We start from the raw sequence: 26,996 nt of genomic DNA, 5'->3' as shown, positions 1-26,996 counted from the left end.
TTATCGACCTATTTTTATAATTAATTCTTATTATATTTTTTTCTTAATTCCCTTGGTGTACAACCATAAGTATGCTTAAACATTCGCATAAATAATTTATAATTGTAAAATCTATGCTTTTCAAGAATTTCTTTTATAGGATAATCTGTATTTATTAAATCTCGATACACATGTTCTATTCGAACAGTATTCAAATATTCTAAAAATGTAATTCCTGTCTGTTGTTTAAAAAATCTAGAAAAATATATCTTATTAAGATGTACTACTTCTGCAATTTCTGAAAGTGTCATATTTTCTTTATAATGTTCATTGACATATTCCATAATCGTGTGCATACGCAATTGATTTTTTTCAGATTTTAATAAAGCTGCTTCATCAATCTTATATGAAAAAGAATGAATAAGTATATATATCAATTCAAACACCAAGCTGTAACACAAAAAAACATAGCCTTCTGTCTTAAATTCATATGCACTAAATAAATCCTTTAATATTGTTCTAATATGCATTAATTTTTTTTGAACACACTTGTCTTCTGATTTAGTATCTACTTTAAACCGATATTTACGAACATCTGGTACAAATTTTTTCAAAAAACTCACAGGAATTTGTAACAAAATAGCAGTGTTTCCTTTTATATTTCGGGTTGAATGGATACTCATCGGGTTTACTACCACGAAATCATTTTCCTCTAAGTACAGTGCTTTATTATTATCAAAAAACTCTAGACTTCCACTGAGAATATATATAATTTGAATCCAATCATGGAAATGTTTTGTAACAACACTGCCGGGATCAATATTAAAAGTTAATTTAATATCTATAATATCATTCGTTTTAATAAACTCATGTCTATATGTTTTCATACTACCACCTACTAATACATATTTTATTAAATTACACTTTAAATTTTCTCACCCAAACTTTAAATTCATTATGATCTTACTTTTATTTTTTTACTAATAATATAGAGTTTTCTACTTTGTATCACGTATTTTGGCGAAACCTTATATTTAAATAACTTTTTTCACATAATCCAGTTTCAATCAAGGTATAATTCTTTTCATTTCATTTACTCTAAAAATGCACATTCATTTTTTCAAAAATGGTGAAAATGTTAAATTTATCAGGCCTTTCCCTCAAGAAGAACTACAGTCTCCCCATTTATGTAATTTTATATCATAATAAAAACACAGGATAAATAGTAACAATTAAACTATCTATCCCTAGATTTTTTCCAATATATAAATTATAACAATATTTCAAACAAATTTATAATTATTTTATAAATTTATCTTTATATTTTTTATATACTATTTCTTGTTCTCATATCGTCTCCATTTATTTCTATAGCATCTGCACTACATATTCTATGATCATTATAAACACAACTATAAACTTCACAATTAACCTCTCGAACCATAATAATCCATTAAATATTATTGAAATAATTGCACACCAATGTTACACTTAAACGAGTAAGTAATCTATTGTTGTACTACTATTATAAGGCTTGCAAAATCAATAAAAGAGGTAATGCCATTACGTTTGCAGTATTGATAATAAGACATACCCTCGTGTGCTGAATCAAGAAGAAGCTTTATTACGTTAAAGTGAGAGAAAAATACATTTATTAATAAAAGGTGCGAAGCACCGCTTTTTTCGATGAAGTTCTCAAGCATTTTGGCAAAAAAAGTGGGGGATTTTGTTGCTATGAAGCCATAAGAGTGACTAGTAACGGAATTTTAATAAAAATGTAATCTCAAAGCCGCATAAAATAAGACTTTGAGATTCCGAGAGATTATTTTTACAATTAGGAGGTAAAATGTATGGATTTTCATATGCCAGAGTACAAAATCGACTACGAAGTAAACAAGCCCAATCCATATCCACTTCTTTCTGAAGGAATGAAGAAGGTCATTGATTATCAGGCAGAACACTCTGCCGATGCTTTTGATACCAATTGCTCTTGGGATGAATTGAGAACGAAATATGTAGAAGAACGTCGTTTTTGGAATGAGGGAGGGCCAAAGCCCTGCAAAACAGTGGAATTAACGGTGGAAGGTCCGATCGGTCCGATCCCTGTGCGCATTTATTACCCTGATGATAAACCACAGCATCATGCTTTAGTATTCATTCACGGGGGAGGATTTACCGTAGGAAGTATTGATACTCACGACCGCATGATGCGAAGTGTCATGGCTTCCAGCAAATGCGCAGTAATCGGTGTCGACTATCATCTTGCTCCAGAAACTAAATTCCCAGTTCCACTATTTGAATGCACTGCTGTCATCCGCTATTTCCATGAGCATGGATCTAAATATGGTATTCTTCCGGATAAAATGGCAATTGGTGGCGACTCCGGTGGAGCAAATCTAGCTTTGGGTTCAGCGCTTTATCTACGTGACGTGTTTGGCGATAACGATTATATCTGCGCACTACTTCTCTATTATGGTTCTTACGGTATGATGGACGGTCCTTCCTGGCGCTTGAATGGAACCTCCTTAGACGGTATGCGCAAAAGTGATATGTCTGCTTACGTCAGCTACTATTTGGAAAATCCCTCATTGGATGGAGAAAATCCATATTTTGCTACCTTGAATAATGATTTAACCCACGGAATACCTGCTACTTATTTATGCTGTGGCAGCTTAGATCCACTCTTAGATGATTCTCAAACCTTACATAATATATTAGCGCTCCATGGCGTGCACACGAAATTTGAGCTAATTCCTGGTGTACTGCATGCATTCATGCATTACGGGCGTATGATGGATGAAGCCCTTGACTGCTTAAAACACAGTGGTGAATTTTATGCTTCCATCTTAAAAGAATAAAAAAACTTGCCGGACTCATCACTGGCTATCCATCTACCGAATATATTATAAGGAGTGCCGCACATGCGAATATAAATCCAAATACGGCACTCCTTTTCGATATCTTCATTTAGTTTTTCATATTTTTACATAACTAGGCGGTGTCGGTGCAATTGTAATCCTACTCTCGTACGGTTCATTATGAATCTGGGCAAGAAGCAGTCTTGCACTCTCCTTTCCTCCACATAGGTATCCCGGTCTGCTGACCATAATCTTCATCCCAGGAACTACCGGAACATCCGAATCCGAAAGCACAGCAATCTTAATTTCCATTTCTTTTCTCTGATATAAGGCAGCGCATAAATGCTTTATCATCACTCCCCATCCACAAATCACGGCATCATTCTGTTCAAATGATCTAAGTCTTGGGAGAACATTCTGCACAAGAGACCGCTTACACATATCATCAAATGCCATATGCCGTTCGTCCGAAGATGTGCCTTCCATGATGGGTACCTTGCACACTATAAGCTCAGCATCCGGATACAATTTCATGGCTTTTTTCAATCCGCATAACCGATACTCCTCCTGCAGACTATCTACGCCCGGCTGCCAGTACAGAATCCGCTTCGCACCCTCTCCTAAAAGACAACATGCTACTTCAAAAGCCCCACCTTCATAATCAAAGCTTACAGAAGCCAGACTCTCTTCTTCGGGACAGCAGTCACAGGCAACAAACGGAATTTTATAGTTGTCAATCATCTTACTGCATACCGGCGGCAGACCATCCGACGAAATAAAAATAACCCCATCCGTCCGACGCTGCAACACGCTTTTCACATACTCCGGACACTTACTTTCTTTTTTCATGTGGAAATCCATCAGCATAAGACCATATCCTTCTACCCCCAGCACTTCCCGTATTCCCTGCAGCAACCTGGAGAATCGGCTCTGCGCCACAGATTTCTCCAATGCCACCGCGATACATTCCGTACTGTTCTTACGAAGAGAACGGGCGGTTTCATTCGGTACATACTTTAAACGCCTCGCTGCATCTAACACCGCTTCACGTGTTTTATCTGATATCTTCTGATTTGTATTATTGTTTAGCACATAAGATACTGTGGTATGTGAAACCCCTACCTCTGCCGCAATATCTTTAATTGTTATTCTTTGCATAAAAACATTCTCCTTATCACTGCCTCATGCAGCAGTTATCGGTCTCTACTCTAAAAAATTTTCATTTGTCTGAGTATACCAAACTATTCTTGTTATGTAAATAGCACAATTTATACAAAACAAAAGTACCACCCCACTATTTTCTATCAGGGTGGCACTTTTCCACGTTCCAATACTTTTTACATATCTGCCTGCCTTAACGATGCTTTATACTCGTCCGTCTTTCTGTATTTTAAAATCTTACGGTCACTGATAAAGGCACAGATTAAACTGAGCGCCATAGCCGCCATACAAGTAATAAATACAAATTTGTATCCGCCAACCGGGTCTGCCTCTAATCTTGCACCGCACATGGAAGTGTAAAAGGTATCTGGAAGGAATCCCAAAATAGATGCAATTCCGATAACGCTCCCCACCTCATTTTTCTGTGTTCCGAGTTCATCCACAACTGCATAGTACAATGCACGGAATACTGGATAACACAAGGTAGAGAAAATCATAATAATCATAATTGGAAACATCATTGCCTTAGAGCCTGGCACAAGTACCAACAATACATAGCTGATTACAGAACCAATTCCAGCATAAATCATAAACTTACTTGAACGCCCCATCTTTTTAGCGGCAAATGCTGCTATGGCAGCACCTATTAACGTACAGATTGTACGGTTATAATTTGCAAAAATAATGGTAGTATTCTGATCCATACCACATATCTTCGCCAGATATGGGGCCATATAAGATATTCCTGCCTGTGCCATACATGCACCAAAAATCATTCCAGAAAGCAAATATGTAACCGGCCTCTTAAATGCTTGACCCATTGCTTTGATACTGTCAACCAATCCTTCATTTGTAGCGCCCTCAACATTTGTTGCAGGCATAAGGAAAGCCATTGCAATACCAACAAGAATCATAACCACACTACAAGTGATGACCACATAACTCATTGCTCTCGCACTATTAGCTGAATATTTTGTAAATATACCAACAAAAATAGTTGTCAGTACAATACCTACAATACCACGTCCTGCTTCCAAAGAACCATACATACTTCCTTGCTCATCTGCACCTGCAATTACATTAATACATTTAATAGATGCTGACCAGTAAGTCAGTACTGTCGTAAATGCCCATGCAACATGGATGATCATTAGCATCGTGTAGCTTGGCCATGTAGCTTCCCATAATCCAAGGACGCCTGTTCCTATCATTGAAAAAATCAAAAGCTTCTTTGGATCAAACTTATCTGCAATCATTCCTCCGGGAATATAAAGAATAATATTTACAATACCATACACATTTAACAATTTACCATAATCAGCATCCCTTCCAATCAGCCCCATTGCTTCCTGAAGCGGTACATAATAAGTATACATCAGATATGGCAATACATAGATGGTGTTCAACGACAACATCATCAAGATAAGAGTCGTAATTTTTCCAGATTGTTTTATTTTACTCATTTTTCTCCCTCTTTCATTTTATTTTTTGTTCTTATATCCTAGTATTCAATTGTACGGCTATTGATGAAATGTCCGCAGATTAATTCATTTACAGGAACATTAACAAATGTATTTGGGCTTTCCGCGGCATACAGATTCGGACGCAAGCACTTCTCTCCTGCCCTAGTCCTATTTAATTCCCATATATCTAGCTATAACCATCTTCTGAACTTCGCTCGTTCCTCCATAGATTTGTGTAATCTTCGCATCGCGCATCATTCTTTCCATCGGATACTCTCTAGTATAGCCGTATCCACCACACAGATGAACCGCTTTGCTAGTCACATACTCAGCAGTTTCAGACGCATATAATTTTGCCATTGATGCTTGAGCAGCATATTTTTCCCCTGCTGTCTTCATACATGCGGCACGGTAGACCAACATACGTGCAGCGTCAACACGTGTCTGCATATCTGCTAATGTAAACTGTGTATTCTGGAAAGCAGAAATAGTTTTTCCAAACTGGATACGCTCTTTTACATACGCAGAAGTTACGTCAATTGCCCCCTGTGCAATACCAAGCGCTTGTGCCGCAATAGCAATACGTCCCCCATCAAGTGTTTCCATGGCAATCTTGAATCCTTTTCCAACTTCGCCAAGTAAATTTTCCTTTGGAACCTTAACATTGTCAAATATCAGCTCATAGGTAGCAGAGCTGCGGATTCCCATCTTATGCTCCTTACTTCCGAAGGTAAATCCTTCCATACCTTTCTCAAGAATGAATGCACTTATTCCCTTATTTCCCAATTTCTTATCTGTCGCTGCAAAGATTATATATACATCAGCGTAAGACCCGTTGGTAATAAAAATCTTACTTCCATTCAGCAAATAATGATCGCCCTCATCTGATGCCGTTGTTGCCTGAGCAGCAGCGTCAGTACCGGCATTCGGCTCAGTCAAACCAAACGCACCAAGCTTTTCGCCTGCGGCTAAATCTGGAAGATATTTCTGTTTCTGTTCTTCTGTCCCAAAAGCAAGAATAGGCCAGCAGCAAAAAGAGGTATGTACTGATACGGCAACTCCTGTACTTGCACATGCTTTTGAAATTTCTTCTACTGCCATAGCATATTCCAGGTCTCCCATTCCGACTCCTCCACACTCCTCTGGAATCGGAATACCCATTACACCGATTTCGCCAAGCTGAGGTATTAACTCTTCCGGAAACCTTTCCTCTTCATCAAGTTTCGCTGCAATAGGTGCAACTTCCGCTTCTACAAACTCCCTAATTGTGTCACGTAATAATTCTTGTTCATCATTTAATTTAAATTCCATAATTTTCTCCTTTCACTTATTAAAATGTGTTTGGAAACCCTAAGTTCTCCATTTATCTCAATCCTGGAGGGTGCTTATTTTAACTTCCCCTCCAGAATTTGAAATAATAATTTTAAGTAAAACTAAATAAAAACCATAATATAATGAGTGCTATGCACTAAAATAATGTTAGTGTTATTCGAGAGCCTACTAAAAATTAGTTTCCGAATTCACTTTTACTATACCTGATATCTCTTATCTATATTTTTTCAAAATCTGCTTGCTTGCAATAACTGTCTGAATCTCACCAGTACCTCCAGAGATACGTGTGATTCTAAGATCACGGTAAATACGGCTTACACGGCTTCCGCAGAATCCGATACCTGCCATAACTTGCATTGCATGATCTACTACAATATTGGCAGATTCAGAGCAGAATTGCTTTGCAATAGATGCTTCTTCTCTTCTTAAGCAGCCATTATCCTTATTCCATGCATAGCGTAGTAACATATCACGCATTGCTTCAATTCTCATAGCCATCTCCATAATATGGTTTTGAATTAACTGTAATCTTCCGATTTCTTTACCAAAAGCGATTCTCTGGTTTGCATATTTACATGCATCTTCGTATGCACACAAAGCTTGTGCGTATGCGTTGAATGCATCAATAAGACGCTCATAGTCAAATCCCTTTGAAGTCGCTAGTAGACCATTTCCCTCTGTGCTGAACATATCCTTTTCTTCAATTTCTACATCATCAAACCAAATATCATTTACATTTTCCATATGAAGTCCCATTGTCTCCATAGGTTCCTTCTTACAATTAGGAACATTTGTAGGAACAAACCATAAAGTCAACTGTTCTGGATTTTCACTGTTCTTCGCAAGTGTTAAGCAGTAGTCACTTCCTTGCGCACCAGATATAAAGTGCTTGTGTCCATTAATATATACTTTACCGTTTTTACGTGTATATGTTGTTAAAATTGTATTGCTTGAAAGATCTGTACCTGCAGTAGGTTCAGAAAATCCTTGTGAATATGCTGGATGTCCTTCAAAAAACAATGGCATGAATTTTTCAATCTGCTCTTTTGTTCCATTTTCAAGTAATGCATCTGCTTTAACATGATCCCAGAATAAGTACACTGGAGTTCCACATCTTCCTAAAGCTTCCATTACAAGAAGCATTGTAATTGCACCCTCGCCGTCTCCACCTGCTTCTTCTGGTAAAAACATACTAAAACATCCTAATTCATTTAAAATATCCCAAAATTTTTGTGGATGTTCATGATTCTTATCGCATTCCTGAAAATAACTCTCTAAATTTTCACGTGTCAATGCCTCTTCAATTGCTTGTACCATTAATTCTTGTTCTTCTGTAATTTTAAAATCCATACTATTTTCCTCCATTATTCTATCTATAATTTTCCCTTACGGGAAGACTACTCATTTTTCAATTATTTTCCCTGCCAGTTAGGTTTTCTTTTTTCCAAAAATGCTCTTGGTCCTTCTACAGAGTCTTCTGTTTTTTCTATATAATCCCAGCAACGGTTACAGAAACGTTGTGCATCCTCTTGTGATATTTGAGGAGCAATGTGTAAAATTTCTTTAGTAAGCTTTAGAGAAATCGGTGCATTTGCAGCGATTATTTGCGCAAGCTCTAAAGCCTTTTCAAGTACTTGATCTGACGGAACCACATAGTTTACCAACCCAATCTCATATGCGCGTGAAGCAGGAATTAATTTTCCAGTCAAGCACATCTCTGCTGCAATTTTAGGTGGTACAAGTTTTGGAAGACGAATCAATCCACCAGTAGTTGCTAATAACCCTACTTTAACTTCAGAAAGTCCAAATTTTGCATGTTCTGCCGCAACGATAATATCACATGACACTGCAATTTCAAGTCCCCCTGCAACTGCTGTTCCATTTGCTGCGCAGATAATAGGTTTTGTGGATACCCTTTCTGTGATTCCTGCGAAACCATGTGGCATAACTGTCTGACAACCGCCATTTTCATCGTATGCACTTAAATCTTCTCCTGCACAGAAACTTTTTTCTCCAGCACCAGTTATGATAATGCAACGTACCTTTGAATCATTTTCTGCATTATTTAAAATTTCTTCCATCTTTGCAGATGTTTCTGGATCAATGGCATTTCTCCTTTCATTACGGTTGATTGTTATAATCAACACTCCACCTCTTAATTCTGTAAGTACTTTTTGATTTTCCATGCTTCTTTACCTCCTTTTATTTATATGATTTGCCAAAATCTTTGGCAAATCATTTTAAATATGGATTATATCTTTTTTCTGCCGAAAGTGTCGTAACTTCCTCATGCCCTGGATACACATTATAGTCTCCTTTGATTTCTGAAATTCGACGTAAGGACAAATACATTTGGGCATCATCACCTCCGGCAAAATCAGTACGCCCAATACTGCGGCAAAACAGTGTATCCCCTGTAAATAGTCCATCTTCCACCAAAAACAGTACTGATCCTTTTGTATGCCCCGGCGTATGATATACGGTAATATTAAAACCTGCCAATTCCAGCTTCTGTCCTTCTTCTATTCCTCTGACATTCGGAAATGCAGTTACGGTTTGAAAAACCATACCCATGTCATACTGTTCTTTTTCTTTCGGGCAATCCAGCGAATGGCAGTACACAGGAAGCTCTTTCCACACTTCCTGCAACTTGGGAACTGCCAAAAAGTGATCATAATGTCCATGCGTAAGAAGAATTGCCTCTGGAACCAGATTCTGCTGTACAAGGCATTTCCTAATCACCTCTGCATCATCTGCGGGATCAATTAAAATACATTTTCCCAAAACCTTGCCTGAAATAATATAACAATTTGTATTAAACATTCCCAAAACAAGTCTCTGTACTTTCATAGCTCTCTCCACTACATTCTCCTTGTTATTTTTTAGAACATGTGCTCACCAACAACACCATCATCTATTAATTTTTGAATCTCTTCATTAGAATATCCTACATTCTCCAATATATCTCTTGAATCTTGTCCCAACAGCGGTGAACCTCTGTGAATTGGGCAAACCTCATCATTGAATCGGATAGGGTTATTGTAAAAGCGGATGTAGCCAATTTTATCTTGCCATACCATTTCTGTAACATCTGTCTGATTCGCGTGGTCTGATGTATAAGCTTCAATAAATGGAAGCATCTCTGATGCCGCAACTTTTACTGCTAAAAGCTTTTCTTCTATCTCTTTGCGAAACATAGTACGAGTCACTGCTTCTATCTTTTCAATAAGCGCTTCCCTGTTTGCAATACGTGCTTCATTTGTTACAAATCTGGAATCCGAAAGCAATTCCGTCAATTGTAAAGTATCGGCAAATATTTTCCATTTTTCCTGCGTATCGGCAATGATTGATACCCATCCGTCTCTTGCTTCAAATATCCCATAAGGTGCTACAAAGCGATCATGATTTCCAAAGCGCGCCTGTGCACTTCCTTCCATACCATAATCCATTACTGTTTCTGCACATGCCTCCATTACAACATCTGACATTCCAACGTCAATTCTGCATCCCTTTCCAGTTCTTCGAGCTTCTATCAGTGCCATAAGCACCGCATTAAACCCGTATACTCCGGTAAGCGTATCACAGTTTGCATTTCCTGCCTTCATTGGAGCTCCATCTGTCTCACCACTGCTTGCAGCAAAACCACCACGTGCTGCCGCGATTGCATCATAGCATGGGTATTTCATCAATGGTCCGCTGGCACCAAAACCGCTTAATGACATGAATACAATCTTGGGATTGATCTCCTTTAATTTGTCATACCCAAGTCCCAATCGGTCAATCGAACCACTTTTAAAATTTTCTAATACCACATCACAATGTTTTACCATCTCATAAATTACATTTTTCCCTTCCTCTGTGGAAAGATCTAGTTCAATACTTTGCTTATTTTTGTTATAGGCACAGTAAAGCGTACTCATGCCATTTACAAATGGATCCCATGTTCTAGATTGATCACCGGCATTGTATCTCTCTACTTTCCACACCTCTGCCCCTAAATCAGCAAACTGCCACGACGTGAAAACTCCCGCCAATGCAATGGTAAAATCCAAAACTTTCATGCCTTTAAATACACCCTTTGATTCCCATTTTGCCATCTTTCCTACCCCTTTCCATATGTTTCATCCCTGTCAGATTACTCCGTCTGCGCGCAAACGTGCAATCTCGCCATGTTCCATATTAATTCTCGCTAGATAATCATCGGTATTTTCTCCAAGTAACGGTGCAGACTCAATCACATTGTCCTCTTTCCCATCCCCTGAAAACTTCGCCGCTTTTCCAATCTGTAGCATATCTCCAAGCTTTTTATCATGAATGTGAAGCAACATCTCTCTGTTCGCAACTTGTTCATCACGCACCAGTTCCATCACAGTATTACATGGGCCTCCTGGTACCATCGCCTCTCGGCAAATCATATCCGCCTCCTGGATTGTAATTGTCGCAAAATAATCTTTTAACTGCTGATCCAAATCTCCGAAATAATTTTCCATTGAACGTGCAGGATCATGTGCGTATCGAGGATCTTCTGCCCACTGATTTTTACCAGCACACTGTGCAAATGAAATCCATTGTGCATCACTACCGATACTCAAAGAGAACCAACCATCCTTACATCTAAATGTATCAGTAGGGTTTGTAGTTGGAAATCCATTTCCAATCCTCTTTGGTAACTCGTTCATGCCAAGAAGACCTTCTATAAAAGTATCATCTAGTGACATCAACGTATGCCATACGCTGACAGAAACCTTTACCCCTTCACCTGTTTTCTGCATACTTAGATAAGCCGCCATCATTCCGGCACTTAGATGCCATCCTGCATAAATATATCCCAATGGGAAACCGAATTTCGTAGGCTTTGCAGGAAACCCAGTCTTTTCTTGTAAACCAGAACGGGAATTAATAAGCAAATCATAATCAGGCATATCCTTCCACGGTCCGCTTTCTCCATAAGGTGTAAGAACTCCGTAAATTAATTTAGGGTTCTTTTCTTTTAAAGTTTCAAATCCAAGTCCCAGTGCTTTCATATCCTCTTCTTTTTTATTGACAATAAGCATATCAAATTGTGGTATGAGACGCTTTATAATATCCTGGCCTGCTTTTTTATTGATATCTAGCGTCATGCTCTTTTTACCACGATTGTAAAAAGCCTGATAAATTCCTTCACCAGCATCTGCTGCACCACGTCTACGAACAGAATCTCCTCCGTCTGGTTTCTCAATCTTTAGGACCTCCGCACCATAATCAGCAAACATGCTGCCTGTATACGGATTACCATCTGTCATATCCAAAACCTTTAATGAACAAAGTGGCTTCATAATCTGCACTCCTTTCTTATCAATTTTATTCTTATCACCTTTATTCTCATCAATTTTACTTTTACGTTAAAGTTGGTATGAAAACAATTTATAAATTGTATGTTAAAAGTATAACACACACTAAAATCATAAGTCAAACTATATTATTTAAAATATAATATCGTTTTCATTGAATAATTTACACAATATAATGTCATTTTTTCCTATAATTCTCTATATTTTTCCCATTTTATCCAATGTATTTTTGGATTTTTCGCAAAAATTAGTATTTTTCTTCTGGTAACCTGTTGACAAAAAAATTCTTTTTGTTATCATAAAAATAAGCATAATGCTTTCACGAGAAAGTAACGCTTGTAATATAGTACTTATAATATAGTACTTGTAATATTCTTATAAACAAATAAAAATATAGTGTAAAGAAAGGATATATGGGTGACTATTATGAAAATAATTGCATGTTGTAAAGTTGTTCCAAATGAAGAAGAAATCAACGTTCTCCCAACTCGGGAATTATCCATGACTGGTGCTTCCTCAAAAATCAGCCAGTATGACTTAAATGCCCTTGAAACTGGAAAACAGTTAGCAGCTGAAACAAATGGAACTATGACTGCACTTAGCGTTGGTCCAGCATCAGCTTTAACAAATTCAAAAATCCGAAAAGATATTTTATCTAGAGGCGCAAACGAATTAAGCCTTGTACAGAATGACTCAGATGAATGTTTTGATTCTCTACAAACTGCCAAGGCAATCGCTGGGGCATTAAAGGTTATGGAATACGATGTTATACTATGTGGAGCTGGATCTAGTGATCTTTATGCACAGATAGTCGGCATTCAGGCCGGCACTTTACTTGATATTCCTGTCATTAATAATGTTACCAATATAAAAGTGTTATCAGAAACCATACTTGAAGTAGAACGTACATTAGAAGATGAGGTAGAAGTATTAGAGATTTCTCTTCCCGCAGTATTATCTGTTTCTTCTGAAATTAATGTACCATCCGTACCAAGTATGCGTGACATTATGAAAGCAGGTAAAAAACCTGTAAATGAGTTAACTATCGAAGCAGAAATGTCTGCATCAACACAAACATTAGAACAGCTCGCTCCTGCTCAACAGGAACGCCGTCAAGAAGTTATTGAGGGCGATGGTGAAGAAGCCGTTGACGCACTTGTTCAATTCTTAAAAAAAGAAGGTTTCTAAAAATTAATCTAGTAAAGGAGGATAATTGATATGGCTATTCCATCTATTTTTATTATAAGTGATAATTACTCTGTGCTTCCCGAATTCTGCTGTGGAGCAAAAAAACTTGCTGACAGTGTTACCGCAATTGTTTTCGGTGATGAGACTGCTGCAAAAGCTGCTGCAAACTGCTCAGCTGACAAAATGATTTTTTGCCCTGTTACTGAAGAAGGTGCACCGGAGGATTACGCTTCTGCTATTGCTGCTGAAATAAAAGCAGTACCAAATGCAATGGTATTGGTAAACAATAGCACCCGCGGACATGTGTTAGCTGGAAAGATTTCTGTATATTTAGATACTGCTGTTATCAACGCTGCTAATGATCTTTCTATTGAAGAAGATAAATTTGTATGCAGCCGCATGGTATATGGAGGTACAGCACAGCGTAAAGAGGTGTTTACAAAACCTTACGGTATAGTTACCATCTCAAGCGGTATTTTCGATGTAACACCTGATGCATGTGAAACTACAGATATAAGAGGTATTGAAGGTGCACCAAAAGATGCCATTCGACGTATCTCACGCAATGAAAAAAAGGAAGGTGCTGTAAATCTCGTAGCTGCAAAACGTATTGTTGATGTAGGTCGTGGACTTGCTGCAGAAGAAGATTTAGATATGTGCCGTAATTTAGCTAAATTGCTTGATGCAATGGTTGGATGTAGTCGTCCTGTAGCCGAAAACAATAAATGGATGCCAAAAGCATGCTACTTGGGAATTACTGGTGTACAAGTAAAACCTGACTTAATCATAACTTTAGGTTTATCCGGACAAGTACAACACATTGGAGGCATTAACAAATCAAAGGTTATCGTTGCCATCAACAAGGACAAATCTGCACCTATCTTCAAGAATGCCGATTTTGGACTTGTAGGAGATATGTACAAAATTGTTCCAGCACTAATTGAAAAACTTTCTTAAATAAAATTCTACAAACACGAGGAGTATCACTATGGTAGCAAATATGGTAGGTAGTAAAACATTAAAAAGCCAATGGAACGAAACAGTTTCTTATTACAGAGACCGCACTTTTTTGAAATACATTTCTGTCAATGATGAGGTAAATTGCTTTACCTATCATGAATTTGACTGCAAGGTAAAACAGGCTGCCAATGTTTTTTTGGCGTTGGGCATTCGTAAACAAGACTTAGTTGCCCTTCATCTTCACAATAAACCTGAATATTTGATCTGCTGGCTGGCTCTGGCACAAATCGGAGCTGTATCTGTTCCAATTAATGAACATTTTCAAATTGATGAATGTAGATACATAATTAAAAAATGTGATATTTCCCGTGTGATTACAGAACCACGTTGTTTGAATATTTACACAGAGCACTATAACGAGTTAAAACTTGACACTCTTATTTTAACAGATGGCTTCAGTGAAGATTCCCGCGTTCATATGCTAGAAAAAGAGATGGCGCTTCAGTCAGTTTCATTAAATGAGCAAGTTTCCGTTTCTACGGAAGAAACCGCTGTTATACTATTTACTTCCGGTACTACTAAACATCCGAAAGGCGCAATTTACACCCACTGCAATGTCATTTATGGCGGGCTATTTCACTGTGCACAAATAGGTATGCGCACGGAAGACATATTTTTAACTTCTATGCCCTGTTATCATATGGATTTTCAAGAAATGGCTGCGACTCCAGTTATCTGCGCCGGTGCAACACTTGTTATGGTGGAGCATTATAGTGCTCACAGATTTTGGCGTCAGATTTGTGAAAATAAAGCAACCTATACAGATACAATGTCCATCCTGAATCGAACTATGATGTTACAACCTGTACAACCCTGGGAAAAGAACCATCATTTAAAGGAAATCTATTTTTCCATGGGTTTGAGTAGGGAGGAAAAGGAAGCTTTTGAGGAACGTTTCAATGTACGACTATTAAACTCATATGGCATGACAGAAACTGTTTCCGCCGTAACTTGTGTTCCACTTTATGGAGACCAGCATTGGCCATCCGTAGGTCGTCCAGCCATCTCCTATGAAATAAAAATTATAGACGAGAACGGTAATACGCTCCCTGCCTGTTCAGAAGGTGAAATTTGCGTACACGGCATCCCTGGATGCTCAATCATACCTGGATACTACAAGGACGAAGAGGCTACCAAACTACTCATTGATAAAGACGGCTGGCTTCATTCTGGGGATTGGGGCTATCTGGATGATGATGGCTGGCTCTTCTTCCTTTGTCGTTGCGGAGATATGATTAAACGTTCCGGTGAAAATATCAGTTGTGTGGAAATTGAGTGTGTCCTCACATCGCACCCTATGATTATGGACGCCGCCGTTGTCGGGGTACCTGATTCCATCCGTGATAAGGCAGTAAAAGCCTTCGTGAAGTTGATAGATGGTGCTACATTGACAGAGGATGAAATCATCCTTTATTGCAAAGACCGCCTAGCTTGCTTTAAAGTCCCTGAATTTGTGGCATTTGTAAAAGATTTTCCCCGCACTGCCACAGGTAAAATCAAAAAAAGAGAACTAATAGAGGCAGACAAACAATAACTTTTCACTAGGAGGAATGATTATGAATATACTTGTATGTGTAAAACAAGTACCCGATACTACCGAGATCAAAATTGATCCCGTAAAAAATACACTGATTCGTGAAGGTGTACCATCCATCGTTAACCCATTTGACGGATACGCCTTAGAGGCAGCTGCACGCATTAAAGATGCAAATCCAGACACAAAAATCACCGTTATTTCTATGGGACCAGAACAAGCAAAAAATGCATTAAAAGAATGTCTAGCCATCGCCGCTGACTCCGCATATCTAATAACTGACCGTGCATTTGGTGGTTCTGATACACTTGCCACAAGCTACATTCTTTCTGAAGCTATAAAAAAAGTCGCAGAAATCGAAGGAGACTTTGATCTTATTTTCTGTGGTAAACAGGCAATCGATGGAGATACTGCACAAGTAGGTCCCGAAATTGCGGAACATCTTGGCTATTCTCAAATTACTTATGCCCTAGAAGCAGAACTTAGTGGCAACCAAATCAAAGTTAAAAAGGAAGCAGAGGAAGGCATTCAAATTATTGCTTCTACTCTACCTTGCGTCGTAACATATACAAAACCATCTTGGGATCCAAGACATCCTACTATTAAACGTAAAATGGCAGCAAACAAAGCTGAGATTCCAAATATCACAGCAGCAGATCTTTCTAGCATCAATTTGGAGCGTGCTGGTTTAAAAGGTTCTCCTACAAAAGTCAAGAAAACTTTCGTACCGCCAAGAAAAAGCGGCGGTGTAAAAATCGAAGAAGAATCCGGCGCAGATGCAGCACAAAAGCTGTTCTCTCTTATGAGCGACGCTGGTATCATTTAAGGAGGAAACATTCATGGAAGTCAAAAGCAAAGATCTTTGGGTATTTATAGAAACAAAAGAGGATGGTTCAGCAAAAAAAGTTGGTCTTGAACTTTTAAATCCTGGAAAAGACATGGCTGAAAAACAGGGTGGAAGCCTCACTGCCATCATTATTGGTAACAATGTCAACTCAGCTATTGAAGCCGCTTCAGCACACGGTGCCGATAAAATCATTGTTGTCGAAGGCGAAGAATATCAAAATTACTCTACAGATGCCTACACAGCTGTTTTAGAACAATTAGTAGAAAAATATGGTCCAACAAGTATGCTTATTGGTGCAACAAACAACGGACGTGATCTCGGTCCACGTATTGCATGTCGTTTAAAAACTGGCCTAACTGCAGACTGTACTTCATTAGATGTTGATGAAGAAACTGGAAACGTTGCATGGACACGTCCGGCATTTGGCGGTAACTTAATGGCAACTATCATGTGCCCAAATCACCGTCCTCAGCTTGGAACTGTTAGACCTGGTGTATTTAAAATATCAGACGAAGCAATCTCTAATGCCGAAGTTATCCGAGAAAATATCCATATCCCTAAATCTGATATCCGCACACAGATTCTTGAACTAATTAAAGAAATGGATGCAGAAACAATCGATTTAGAAGGTGCACAAATTATTGTATCTGGTGGTCGTGGTGTAAAAGGACCTGAAGGGTTTGCTCCGATTAAAGCACTTGCCGAAGTTCTTAATGCAACAGTTGGTGCTTCTCGTGCAGCAGTTGATGCAGGTTGGATTTCTCACCCTCATCAAGTAGGACAAACTGGAAAAACAGTTGGTCCAAAACTTTATATTGCATGTGGTATCTCTGGCGCAATTCAACATATTGCTGGAATGAGCAGTTCAGATGTCGTTGTTGCCATCAACAAAGACCCTGATGCACCTATCTTTGGTGTTGCCGATTATGGTATTGTTGGAGATTTATTTGAGGTTCTTCCTGTACTTACAGAAGAAATCCGCAAAGCAAGAGCATAATTTTATTTTTAACAAAAGGTTAAAATCAAAAAAGTAGTTTATATAATTCATTTTTGTAAGGCTGCTTTCGCTAATTAATTAGCGAAAGCAGCCTTTGTAATTAGAACTGTATTTTGATTCTAATTGCAAGGAGGCAAACACCATGACTTATACCCAGAACAGAAAATCATGTATACCTCGCAAAGTGCCTAAGACATAGGATTTCTAAATATCTGCCCGTTGTATCAACACTACCGTCTCCACATGCAACGAGCGGGGTGGATTGATGTCTTTTACATTGTCGGTAGTCGGAAACAAGTCAAAGGCACTTTTTGCACTATCGGTAGGCGGGAACATATCCATCCCTAGTGCCATAACGCTTATTAAAGGCTTGTTTTTCTCAATTATTGATGTAGTAATCTATAAACCAATATTGTATCTGGCAAAACTTTATAAAAGAAATAAAGATCATTAGAACTTCAATTCGCTCCATTTTTGTATCAGATGGATGTGCTAATTCATTCCTAGTTATCCTGGTGAAGTTTGCATAAGTCTGAAATGCTACTTTATCAACCGTTGGCAACATTTTCTTGAATTCTAGATCTGATACATTGTTTTTTATCTTATCAAAATACTTTTTGTAGCAATTAAATTTTCCCGAAGCCATTCTTATATTAGCCAGCTCAGATTGCATCTGTAAAAACTCAGTATTGAAATTCCTAGATAAGAATCCAAGTAATGCATCTAATTTCTCATCAATTATTTTTTCACTGGCTAAACCAAGCATAATTACTGCCGCTTCCATGCAATTAGCGTTGTAACACTGTAAAGCTTCTTTAATATAGAATTCTACCCATTCAGAAATGCTTGGGATACTTTTTATCTTGTCAAAATACCCATCTATATCATATGGTAAAACTCCCTGTTCTTCTAAACATTTAAGCCCGTATTCTGTTACATGAAAATAGGGTAAATTGTGGCCATAATTGCCTACTGCACCAGGCGCTATAATTCCTTGGTTAAGCAGTAGATGAAATTGCTCAAATATATTCTTTATATCACTACGGCTAAAATTTGTTGTGCTAAGTGGATGAAGCATGAAACCACTTGCACCCCATGCAGCTCCACGTAGAGGAACCTTTTCTTTAATCAGTCCTCTTTTTACTGCAAGACCTTCCATAAGACGAAATAAATCTGATTGTGCACCTTGATAACCATACATTTTGAATGTTTTACCTTCTGAATCAATATCTGCTTCTTCATATGCCAAAGTTTCTAACATTAGATTTCTGATTTCAATTGAAGATAGATTTCTTGTATCCGTTTCCATCTGATTTAACCTCCACACTAGTTAGAAAATTCAAACTTACTTAAACAGAATTTACCCTAACAACTCACGTATCTTTTCCGTTAGTATCGCTTTTCTCGCCTCGTAAAACTCCTCAAAATTCTCCAGTTCAAGCGAAACACCCTCTGGGATAAGTGATTGTTTTATAAACTCTGCTTTCTGTACATCATTCATATCATTATAATAATCTGCAAGTCTCATATCACTTTTACTAGAATTACTTCTACCTTCTAGGAGATGTAAATTAGCTAGTCTGTTTCGATTACCTCTCCATCTTCTCCAATCTTCCATAGACACAGAAATTGGTTTATTACCATCAAATCTTTCAAATGGGTGGAGGTGATCCTGTTCATATTTGAAGTGGTTATTTCTCCAATCCAAACTAAGGAAATATAAGGCTTCACTGGCAACTCTACTGCCTTTTTCCTCATTTAAAATATCTTCAATTTTACCGTCTGTTACTCTAAGATCGTTCATTTGGTTAAGCATGTCCACCGTTATTTCATAATCATTTTCATTAATTCTACTTTTCATCTGTTGCAACTTTCCAGTTGTACCTGATTGGAAATAAGTAAACAAAACTGCTCTAATCAAATATGCACGGATACCATCAAGGTTATTTTTATATTCAGGATTATAGTAGATAAAGTAGATAATCGGCAATAGCACGTTCCAGCTGCTTGCAAATCTACTAACCTCGATTTTCATTTCCTTTAATGTGACTTCTAGATTTTTTAACGTCTTTTTGAATTCGCTCCAATTATTTTTTAATTCTTCCGCTATGCTTTTACTTATATTTGATTTGACAACATCTCCATAAATCATAAGAGCAGAACGAATTATAAAATCTGTTCCGAATCCTACATAAGAGTCAACAAGTAGTTTTCCAAATTCAGTTTTTGCACTTGGCCAATATGCCTCAAGTATAGACATAGTGATTTCAGATTTTCGTAGAGCTTTACCGCCACTATTAAATCTTACAAACATTTCAAGTGCATCATCTTGTTTCATATCATGGATTTCTGTATAGCGAATTAACTTTTCTACAAAAATCTTGTTATAGAGTTTATTTAAAATGTTTCTAGCATAATCTTTACTATCTGAAGGAACCTTAGAAATAACCTCTTCAATAGCTTTATTTCTGGTACTTTCATCTTGAAATCTTGGGTCTAGTATATTTTTTATCTCAAATTGTGTTGGGCTTAACTTGCCAACTTTTTCACTAAATTTTATATCATATTTTTTACTATTATATTCTTCCTCATCAACCGTTAGTTTGTTTTTGTTTAACTCAATCAATAACTTTGTAACAATACCACCACTATTTTTTCTTCTTGCATATTTCTGCCGAATAAAAGCATTACCGAATAAAGAAAGAAATAATGAAGTCAATCTCTGTTGCCCATCAAGCACAGCTGTGTCAGTTTTATTAACATTTATATTGCTTAATTCATAATTCACAGTATCTGCTTGCTTACGATTATCAAAAGTTACTTCATATAAAAAATTACAAAAGTATGTATCCCAAGTTACATTATCATCATCTAGATGCCAAAACAAAAAGGTTGCTATAGGGTAATCTAGAAGAATAGAATCCCACAATTTTTCAACTTGCTCCATACTCCAAACATACTGTCTTTGAAATGCCGGCATAACATATTTACCTTCTTTAATATTTTGCATAGCCTCATAAATACTTATGCTGTTATCAATTAATCTGCTCATGCTTATCCTCCTAACTATTCTTAGGTAAATTACATTGATTGCAATTTATGTTTTCTACTCAGTATGCACTCTGATACAAAGTACTTGTTTTACTGGTATCTGATTTTGCTAAATTACAATCTTGACAAGATAACTGGATGTTACACACATCGTTTAATCCACCTTCATTCAATGGCACAATATGGTCAAAGTGTTTTTCATTATCTTCTAGTATCGAGTATAATCCCGTCAAATCTCTTTTACAAAAAACACAACAACCTTTATCTCTAAATAAAACAGCACGTTTCACCCATTCAGGAATATATTTTCTTTTTCTTAAATTATCTTCAAATGCAACAGCCTGTTGTTCATTAAATCTTAATAGGAAATCTCGATTTTGAAACAAAATATATTCCACTTCCGTTGCGATATCATTAAGAACATCCTCGAATAGTCCGTCTTCATATTCATTCAGGTATTCAATATAGTTATTATATGACTCAAGATAATCATCATTATTGGCTTCAAAGCCATTTCTTAGGGAGATATCTATACCTCTATATTTTAGAATTGCTTGATTTATCCAATTGATGGGATTAAAATCTGCAATTTCTCCTGAGTTTGCAATATAATTGGCCTGCTCATAGAACACCCTATCAATAAGCCAAAAGCAATATTCCCTTAGTACAGACACCTTTGGAAAATCTTCTGGCTCAACTTCAAACTGCCGTTCTGTAAATTCAGCATTAGTTCTAGCATAATCAAATTTCCCCATGCTTTCATTAGCAAGATGACAGAAATAGTACACGTTGAAAAATTTCATATTTATGACCATCATTAAACCTCCCCATTGTAAAAACTCGATTTATACTTCATCAGAATATCTTCTACTTCACTCCAAATCCAAACATTCTCTCCATCATCCTCAAATACTTTACCATGACTTTTAGCTCCATCTATTTTCATTTGTGAATAATTATTTTTAAAGGTAGGCACATATAACTCTGGGTGTTCCTTATCACTGCATAGACGTTCCATCATTGAAATCGTGGCTTTACCAGCAATATCAACTGCAGTAAAGTAAGCTTTTATAATTTTATGATTATACTGTTCTGTCTTTAATGCCCACACAGGAATACGCTGAATAGCCTTCCCATAATAATCTTTATTTGTTTCCTTAGTTTTTTTGGATATTGTTTTAGGGTTGTATTCGTGAGAGGCCTTTTCAAAAGTCTTAGCAATATACCATCTCATACACATTTCAATAGCTTCTTTTTCAGAATCCTTAGAGATGTTCATAGCAAGACAAAATTTCTCATATACATCCTCATCTATTAAAAAGTTAACATTTTTACTCATATTTTCACGCCCTTGTTAATAAAATGAAATCTTATCTTGAGTTTAGTACTAAATTAGTATTTAGTCAATACTAAACACTAATTTAGTTTCAATTAAAAAACCCTACAAGCAATTTAGCCTGTAGGGTAATGTAATAAAAACTATAAAACCACATCAATCATAGTACCCGACTTAAATTCCACTGTGAGTTTATCATCATAGACCGTTATTTTCTCTATAAGTCTCCTTACTAGTTGCTCATCATACTCCTCAAGGAGGGTGGATTGTTCATTTAGGAATTTTTCCATATCTTCTAGCCTTTGCTTGGAGCCTTTTTTGCCAGCTTCTTCTGCTAAAGCCTTATGCCTTTCCTCTCTGAGCCTATAAATCTCATCGGCTATATCGTTATAATCTTCTTTGGAATTGGCCAGTCTCAAAAGGTCTTTTTGTAATTCCTCTAGCTTTTTATCTATCTCGGCAACAATATTATTGTCCGTTTCACTTATCACTATTTCTATATTTTCCTTTAAGATAGTTAAAAAGCCATCCTTTTGCCCTATTAGTTTATTAATTGCCTCCACCGTAGCAAGGCCTATCATATCCTCCAGCACGGTTCGGGAATGACAAGTTAACCCTGTATTCTCAAGTCTACTGACGCATCTCCAAACAATCGATTTTTTACCTCGGTTATTCCAATGAACTCTACGGTATATTTCGCCACACTCTCCACAGAAGATAATTTGTGAAAATACATGATTTGAACTAAAGTTTCTTTTCTTTCCACTAGTACTTATATGTCCTCTACTTCTACGAACTAACTCTTCTTGTACCTGCATGAAGATTTCACGCGGGATAATGGCTTCATGGTTATTCTCTACATAATACTGAGGTACGATTCCGTTATTCACAACCCTCTTTTTTGTAAGAAAATCTACCGTATAAGTTTTTTGGAGCAATGCATCACCAATGTATTTTTCATTGCTTAATATTTTCCTTATAGTACTGGTATGCCACCTTTTTTTCCCCGCTCCCGTAAGTATGCCATCAGCTTCAAGTCCTTTTTTGATTTTATCCATACTTGAGCCTTCAAGATACTCTCGGTAAATCCTTTTGACTATTTCAGCTTCCTCCGGCACAATTACTAATCGCTTATTTTCATCTTTGGTATATCCTAAAAACCTAGAACAATTGACCATTACCTCTCCCTGTTGGTATCGGTATTGATAGCCAAGCTTTACATTCTGGCTTAATGACTGGCTCTCTTGTTGCGCTAAGGATGCCATAATGGTAAGCATAATTTCACCTTTGGCATCCAGTGTATTGATATTTTCTTTCTCAAAATATACCGCAACATTTTTATCTTTAAGTTTTCTGATGTATTGTAGACAGTCCAAGGTATTTCTAGCAAATCGGCTTATTGATTTGGTAATAACCATATCAATTTTCCCAGCCATGCACTCATCAATCATCCGATTAAATTCGTCGCGATTTTTTGTATTTGTGCCGCTGATACCATCATCAGCAAAGATCCCTGCAAATTCCCACTCTGAATTCTTCTTGATAAACTCTGTATAGTGTTCAATCTGCACTTCGTAACTACTAGCCTGCTCATCACTATCTGTAGAAACTCTGCAATAAGCAGCGACCCGAAGTTTTGGTGTTTCATCTTCTTTTCGATTGTTGCCTACACGTTTTATTGCAGGTATAATCATTACATTTTTATTAATTGCCATCTTGCTGCACCTCACTTTCTATTAAGCTATATACAAATTCCGCTTGTGTAAAAGGATTTGTATACTTCTGAATTACTTGTCCTATGGTAAATTTCTTAGAAATAGTAGGTTTATCTTCTGTCTTGGGTTCAAAGATTCTGCCTAGCTTTTTTGCTCTCTTTACCCTCTCTGCTTCTGCTTTTTCGTAGGTTTCTTTATCAATGATGGCAGGGTAATAATCATCACCAAGATAACGTTCATTTCTTAGCATCCTTCCAGCAGTTCCGTGATAAGCATCTATTCCAGCAGACTTTGCCGCGACCGATAAGGAAAGGCCTGATAAGTAACCCTTATATAAATTCCTAACCTTTTCAGCTTTTTCTTCATCGATAACTGCTATTCCATTCTCTATCCTATAGCCATAAGGCGTGTGCGCCATTTTTCTCACATCCTTTCCCTTAGTGTGATTCCACATTTCAGAACGAAACCTATCTCTACCCTTGAGTAAACTATAATTTTTTCAACATAATCATTGAAAATTTGCTCGCTAAAGGTATTTATCATTTCAGCCTTATTTGTAAACTTTATTAAGTTACTGACTTCTTGCACCTTTGATAATTCTCCATTTAAAGCATGAATTAAAGCTTCTTTTTGCCCCATATTATTATCTGCTTCCATTTGCAGTTCATTGTTTTCTCTGTTAAAAAGGGCAGGTTCTAGATACCCCTTTGCCATAAGCTTTACAAGCAGTTCTCTCTGTTCTGCATTTTTTTCAATTTGCTTCTCTAATTCCTGAATTCTTGAAAGGTTATCTGAGTTGCTCATTCCACGCAAAGCATCTAATAGTGGTTGTAGAATAAGTTTTCTGCCGAAAATCAGCTTGTTCATCATAGTAACAAATGCCGTCTTTATATCCTCATCTCGAATAAACTGCATTGAACATTCGGTTATCTGCTTTAAGTGTTTACTGCAACACCAGGCTACATATTTTCTTGTGCCGGATGAATGAATTCGTCTTTTAAAGGTGCTCCCACATTCCGAGCAAATAATTTTTCCGGAGAAAGAATACCGGTTTTGGTACTTATCATTACGCTTTTCTATTCCCTTTTCTTTTGCCCTTTGATTTAAGGCAGCCTCTACTGCTTCAAACACTTCATGGCTGATAATTGCCTCATGGTGATTTTCTATTAAATATCTGTTTTTCTCACCATAATTGGTGCGCTTATTAAAACGGGAATCTGTATAGGTTTTTTGCAGTATAACATCCCCGGTATATTTCTCATTTTTTAGAATTCCTCGAATTGTGGTAGCAGTCCAACGACCGCCTCTTTTAGAAGGGATACCCTTTTGATTAAGATCATCTGCTATTTTCTGTGTACCCTTGCCTGATAATACTTCTGCAAAAATATACTTCACAATTTCTGCTTGCTCAGGATTTACCACCATTTGACCGTCAATGTTGTCATAACCATATGGTGGGTATGAAATCTTAAAAGTTCCGTTCTGAAATCTCCTTTGAATTGCCCACTTGTTATTTTCCGAAATGGAGATTGACTCACTTTCTGCAAGCCCGCTTAATATAGAAAGCATCAGTTCACTTTCCATTGATTGGGTATTGATATTCTCTTTCTCAAAGTAGATATAAATCCCAAGGTCCAACAGTTTACGAACCATCTCCAAACAATCCGTAGTGTTTCTTGCAAACCTACTAATGGACTTTGTAATAATTAAGTCAATCTTCTTGTTTTCACAATCTGACAGCATTCTTAGAAGTTCCGTTCGGTTTTCTTTTTTAGTGCCACTAATTCCCTCATCATAATACAAGCCAACATACTCCCATTCTGGGTTTGCCTTTATGTAAGCCTCATAATGGGATTTTTGCGCTTGTAGACTTACTAACTGTTCATCACTACCCGTAGAGACACGACAGTATGCGGCTACTCGTAGTTTAGGTTTGATAATCGATGCAACCTTATTTCCTTCTATTTTCGTTATCTTTTTCATCGCCTCACCTCCTTCTTGGTAGGTCACATATTACCTCTGAAACCCTTATATATCAACGAATTCAGGGCATTATCTCTGCTAAAAAAGGAGAGAAAGATTGGCGATTAAGTGCCTCTATCTTGTTGAATTCTGCTTCCGTTATTAAACCTTTTTGGAGCATCTTTCTAAGTAATTTCTCTGCTTGAATATAATCAAACTCACGCTGTAGCTGCTCCTGTGACATTTTCTTTAATTCGGTGCTTTTGTCTATAACCCCATCTGAGATCTTCATAACTTTTTTATCCTCATGCTGATTCATGTAGAATCACCTCCTACCTAATAGCCGCGGGAACAGGTCGAAGTTGAGGATTTGTAAAAATTAAATTAAATCAGAGCATAAAAAAAGAGCCTGCAAGGGAATAACCCCCACAGGCTATATACATCTAATAGTTAATATTTTTTAGGGAAACTCTGTAAAGCTAAAGCATAATTGCCTATTAACTCGCTCCCCTTGATTAATCATACTTAATAAATGCATCCGTAAATCCTGCCTTTTTAGCTTTTGCAAGCTGTGCCTCAGCATTTGCTTTGACAGTGTATGCACCTATTTGTACACGATAGTATTTCTTTTTCGCTGGTTCTGCTGATTTTTCTTCTTCGCTTAGAAGTTTCTTAACATCTGCTCTAAAGGTATCCATGGTCTTGCCATGCTTAGGAAACCAGTGCATAACATCCGCATGGTTACTGGCTATACCTTGCTTATAGCCTTCACTATGACAGATGATATCCTTCTCACTTAGTCCATAGAGTTTGCAAAGATGTACACAAAGCTCTACTGCTTCCTTATAAACAGCAGGAAAATACGAGGCATCGGTTAGACCGTCCTCGCAAATCTCAAATCCTATATGCGTGTTATTCGCATCTCCTCCAGCATGCCAACCACGATGATTCCAAGGCAATGTTTGGTATGTGGCAATGGAGCCATCTGCTAACTTACCAATAAAAGCATGGACGCAAACTTGACGACCTCCGGGTTTATCCTGATTCCAATGATTGTTGTATTGGTTCTTTCCGAGCAAACCGTCATCTGGACCAACATATCTCTTCAACCACGGGTTGTTAGCCCCTGTTGAATGAACCATTATACCCTTCGGTTTTATTGTTTTGCCTGCTTTGTAGCAGGCGTTGTTCGTAAGTATTAGTTTGTATAATTTCATTATAAT

General features: G+C 37.3%; 24 protein-coding genes and 1 pseudogene. 6 read left to right on the top strand and 19 right to left on the bottom strand.

What is annotated here, in order from left to right; all coding sequences use genetic code 11:
- Positions 1 to 20: 20 nt before the first annotated feature.
- Together OW729_RS03365 and OW729_RS03360 are read right to left on the bottom strand one after the other, a co-directional pair.
- Entirely contained in the window at positions 21 to 866 is an 846-nt protein-coding gene (locus tag OW729_RS03365; RefSeq protein ID WP_268060008.1) for a helix-turn-helix domain-containing protein, read from the bottom strand.
- Between the two features lie 440 nt (positions 867 to 1,306).
- A pseudogene (locus OW729_RS03360) lies at positions 1,307 to 1,423 on the bottom strand (DUF1540 domain-containing protein); the annotation flags it as partial.
- A gap of 406 nt (positions 1,424 to 1,829) precedes the next feature.
- Between OW729_RS03360 and aes the strand changes: the two are divergent.
- Positions 1,830 to 2,837 (top strand): acetyl esterase, encoded by a 1,008-nt coding sequence (gene aes, locus OW729_RS03355; RefSeq protein ID WP_268060006.1) that lies wholly within the window; start codon positions 1,830 to 1,832, stop codon positions 2,835 to 2,837.
- 117 nt (positions 2,838 to 2,954) lie between these two features.
- On the opposite strand, the gene OW729_RS03350 is transcribed toward aes, so the two are convergent.
- The 8 genes from OW729_RS03350 to OW729_RS03315 form a co-directional block, all read right to left on the bottom strand.
- Positions 2,955 to 3,995 carry a LacI family DNA-binding transcriptional regulator gene (locus OW729_RS03350; protein ID WP_268060005.1) on the bottom strand — a complete coding sequence of 347 codons (1,041 nt, stop codon included), beginning with the start codon at positions 3,993 to 3,995 and terminating at the stop codon, positions 2,955 to 2,957.
- Positions 3,996 to 4,174: 179 nt separating this feature from the next.
- Positions 4,175 to 5,461: an MFS transporter gene (locus OW729_RS03345; protein ID WP_268060003.1), complete on the bottom strand. Its 1,287-nt coding sequence runs from the start codon at positions 5,459 to 5,461 to the stop codon at positions 4,175 to 4,177.
- A 168-nt stretch (positions 5,462 to 5,629) separates the two neighbouring features.
- Positions 5,630 to 6,772, bottom strand: coding sequence for an acyl-CoA dehydrogenase (locus OW729_RS03340; RefSeq protein ID WP_268060002.1), 1,143 nt, complete (start codon positions 6,770 to 6,772; stop codon positions 5,630 to 5,632).
- 234 nt (positions 6,773 to 7,006) lie between these two features.
- Positions 7,007 to 8,158, bottom strand: coding sequence for an acyl-CoA dehydrogenase family protein (locus OW729_RS03335; RefSeq protein ID WP_268060001.1), 1,152 nt, complete (start codon positions 8,156 to 8,158; stop codon positions 7,007 to 7,009).
- 47 nt (positions 8,159 to 8,205) lie between these two features.
- Positions 8,206 to 8,979 (bottom strand): enoyl-CoA hydratase/isomerase family protein, encoded by a 774-nt coding sequence (locus OW729_RS03330; protein WP_268060000.1) that lies wholly within the window; start codon positions 8,977 to 8,979, stop codon positions 8,206 to 8,208.
- A gap of 49 nt (positions 8,980 to 9,028) precedes the next feature.
- Complete coding sequence (locus OW729_RS03325) at positions 9,029 to 9,643, bottom strand: MBL fold metallo-hydrolase (protein WP_268059998.1); 615 nt, start codon at positions 9,641 to 9,643, stop codon at positions 9,029 to 9,031.
- A gap of 32 nt (positions 9,644 to 9,675) precedes the next feature.
- Positions 9,676 to 10,890: a CaiB/BaiF CoA transferase family protein gene (locus OW729_RS03320; protein ID WP_268059996.1), complete on the bottom strand. Its 1,215-nt coding sequence runs from the start codon at positions 10,888 to 10,890 to the stop codon at positions 9,676 to 9,678.
- Between the two features lie 33 nt (positions 10,891 to 10,923).
- Positions 10,924 to 12,108 (bottom strand): CaiB/BaiF CoA transferase family protein, encoded by a 1,185-nt coding sequence (locus tag OW729_RS03315; protein ID WP_268059995.1) that lies wholly within the window; start codon positions 12,106 to 12,108, stop codon positions 10,924 to 10,926.
- Positions 12,109 to 12,549: 441 nt separating this feature from the next.
- Between OW729_RS03315 and fixA the strand changes: the two genes are divergently transcribed.
- From fixA to OW729_RS03290, 5 genes are read left to right on the top strand one after another with little or no spacing between them, the layout of a single operon-like run.
- Complete coding sequence (gene fixA / locus OW729_RS03310; protein WP_268059994.1) at positions 12,550 to 13,311, top strand: putative electron transfer flavoprotein FixA; 762 nt, start codon at positions 12,550 to 12,552, stop codon at positions 13,309 to 13,311.
- Positions 13,312 to 13,341: 30 nt separating this feature from the next.
- A complete protein-coding gene (locus OW729_RS03305; protein WP_268059993.1) occupies positions 13,342 to 14,268 on the top strand; it encodes an electron transfer flavoprotein subunit alpha/FixB family protein in 927 nt (308 codons plus the stop codon).
- Positions 14,269 to 14,299: 31 nt separating this feature from the next.
- Positions 14,300 to 15,865, top strand: a complete 1,566-nt coding sequence (locus OW729_RS03300) for an AMP-binding protein (RefSeq protein ID WP_268059992.1) — start codon at positions 14,300 to 14,302, stop codon at positions 15,863 to 15,865.
- Between the two features lie 22 nt (positions 15,866 to 15,887).
- Positions 15,888 to 16,691: an electron transfer flavoprotein subunit beta/FixA family protein gene (locus tag OW729_RS03295; RefSeq protein WP_268059991.1), complete on the top strand. Its 804-nt coding sequence runs from the start codon at positions 15,888 to 15,890 to the stop codon at positions 16,689 to 16,691.
- Between the two features lie 13 nt (positions 16,692 to 16,704).
- Positions 16,705 to 17,709 (top strand): electron transfer flavoprotein subunit alpha/FixB family protein, encoded by a 1,005-nt coding sequence (locus OW729_RS03290; RefSeq protein WP_268059990.1) that lies wholly within the window; start codon positions 16,705 to 16,707, stop codon positions 17,707 to 17,709.
- 379 nt (positions 17,710 to 18,088) lie between these two features.
- On the opposite strand, the gene OW729_RS03285 is transcribed toward OW729_RS03290, so the two are convergent.
- The 9 genes from OW729_RS03285 to OW729_RS03245 all read right to left on the bottom strand — a co-directional run bounded on the left by OW729_RS03285 (position 18,089) and on the right by OW729_RS03245 (position 26,990).
- Positions 18,089 to 19,036, bottom strand: coding sequence for a hypothetical protein (locus OW729_RS03285; RefSeq protein ID WP_268059988.1), 948 nt, complete (start codon positions 19,034 to 19,036; stop codon positions 18,089 to 18,091).
- 33 nt (positions 19,037 to 19,069) lie between these two features.
- The gene (locus tag OW729_RS03280; protein ID WP_268059987.1) at positions 19,070 to 20,761 is read right to left on the bottom strand and encodes a DUF262 domain-containing protein; all 1,692 of its coding nucleotides are present in this window, start codon (positions 20,759 to 20,761) and stop codon (positions 19,070 to 19,072) included.
- 58 nt (positions 20,762 to 20,819) lie between these two features.
- Positions 20,820 to 21,575 (bottom strand): HNH endonuclease, encoded by a 756-nt coding sequence (locus OW729_RS03275; RefSeq protein ID WP_268059986.1) that lies wholly within the window; start codon positions 21,573 to 21,575, stop codon positions 20,820 to 20,822.
- 2 nt (positions 21,576 to 21,577) lie between these two features.
- Positions 21,578 to 22,099: a hypothetical protein gene (locus OW729_RS03270; RefSeq protein ID WP_050355283.1), complete on the bottom strand. Its 522-nt coding sequence runs from the start codon at positions 22,097 to 22,099 to the stop codon at positions 21,578 to 21,580.
- Positions 22,100 to 22,239: 140 nt separating this feature from the next.
- The gene (locus tag OW729_RS03265) at positions 22,240 to 23,811 is read right to left on the bottom strand and encodes a recombinase family protein (RefSeq protein WP_268059985.1); all 1,572 of its coding nucleotides are present in this window, start codon (positions 23,809 to 23,811) and stop codon (positions 22,240 to 22,242) included.
- Positions 23,801 to 24,229, bottom strand: coding sequence for a recombinase family protein (locus OW729_RS03260; RefSeq protein ID WP_268059984.1), 429 nt, complete (start codon positions 24,227 to 24,229; stop codon positions 23,801 to 23,803). The genes OW729_RS03265 and OW729_RS03260 overlap by 11 nt, the downstream gene beginning before the upstream one ends.
- 5 nt (positions 24,230 to 24,234) lie before the next feature.
- Positions 24,235 to 25,794, bottom strand: a complete 1,560-nt coding sequence (locus tag OW729_RS03255) for a recombinase family protein (RefSeq protein WP_268059983.1) — start codon at positions 25,792 to 25,794, stop codon at positions 24,235 to 24,237.
- Between the two features lie 61 nt (positions 25,795 to 25,855).
- Positions 25,856 to 26,092 (bottom strand): SHOCT domain-containing protein, encoded by a 237-nt coding sequence (locus OW729_RS03250; protein WP_268059982.1) that lies wholly within the window; start codon positions 26,090 to 26,092, stop codon positions 25,856 to 25,858.
- A 196-nt stretch (positions 26,093 to 26,288) separates the two neighbouring features.
- On the bottom strand, positions 26,289 to 26,990 hold the full coding sequence (locus tag OW729_RS03245) for an N-acetylmuramoyl-L-alanine amidase (protein WP_268059981.1): 702 nt from the start codon (positions 26,988 to 26,990) through the stop codon (positions 26,289 to 26,291).
- Positions 26,991 to 26,996: the final 6 nt, after the last annotated feature.

Origin of the sequence: Clostridium brassicae (genome assembly GCF_026738875.1) — a bacterium.
GTDB lineage: Bacteria > Bacillota > Clostridia > Clostridiales > Clostridiaceae > Clostridium_H > Clostridium_H brassicae.
The sequence above is the reverse complement of the archived record's forward strand: the minus strand, read 5'-3'. Positions and strand labels throughout refer to the sequence as shown.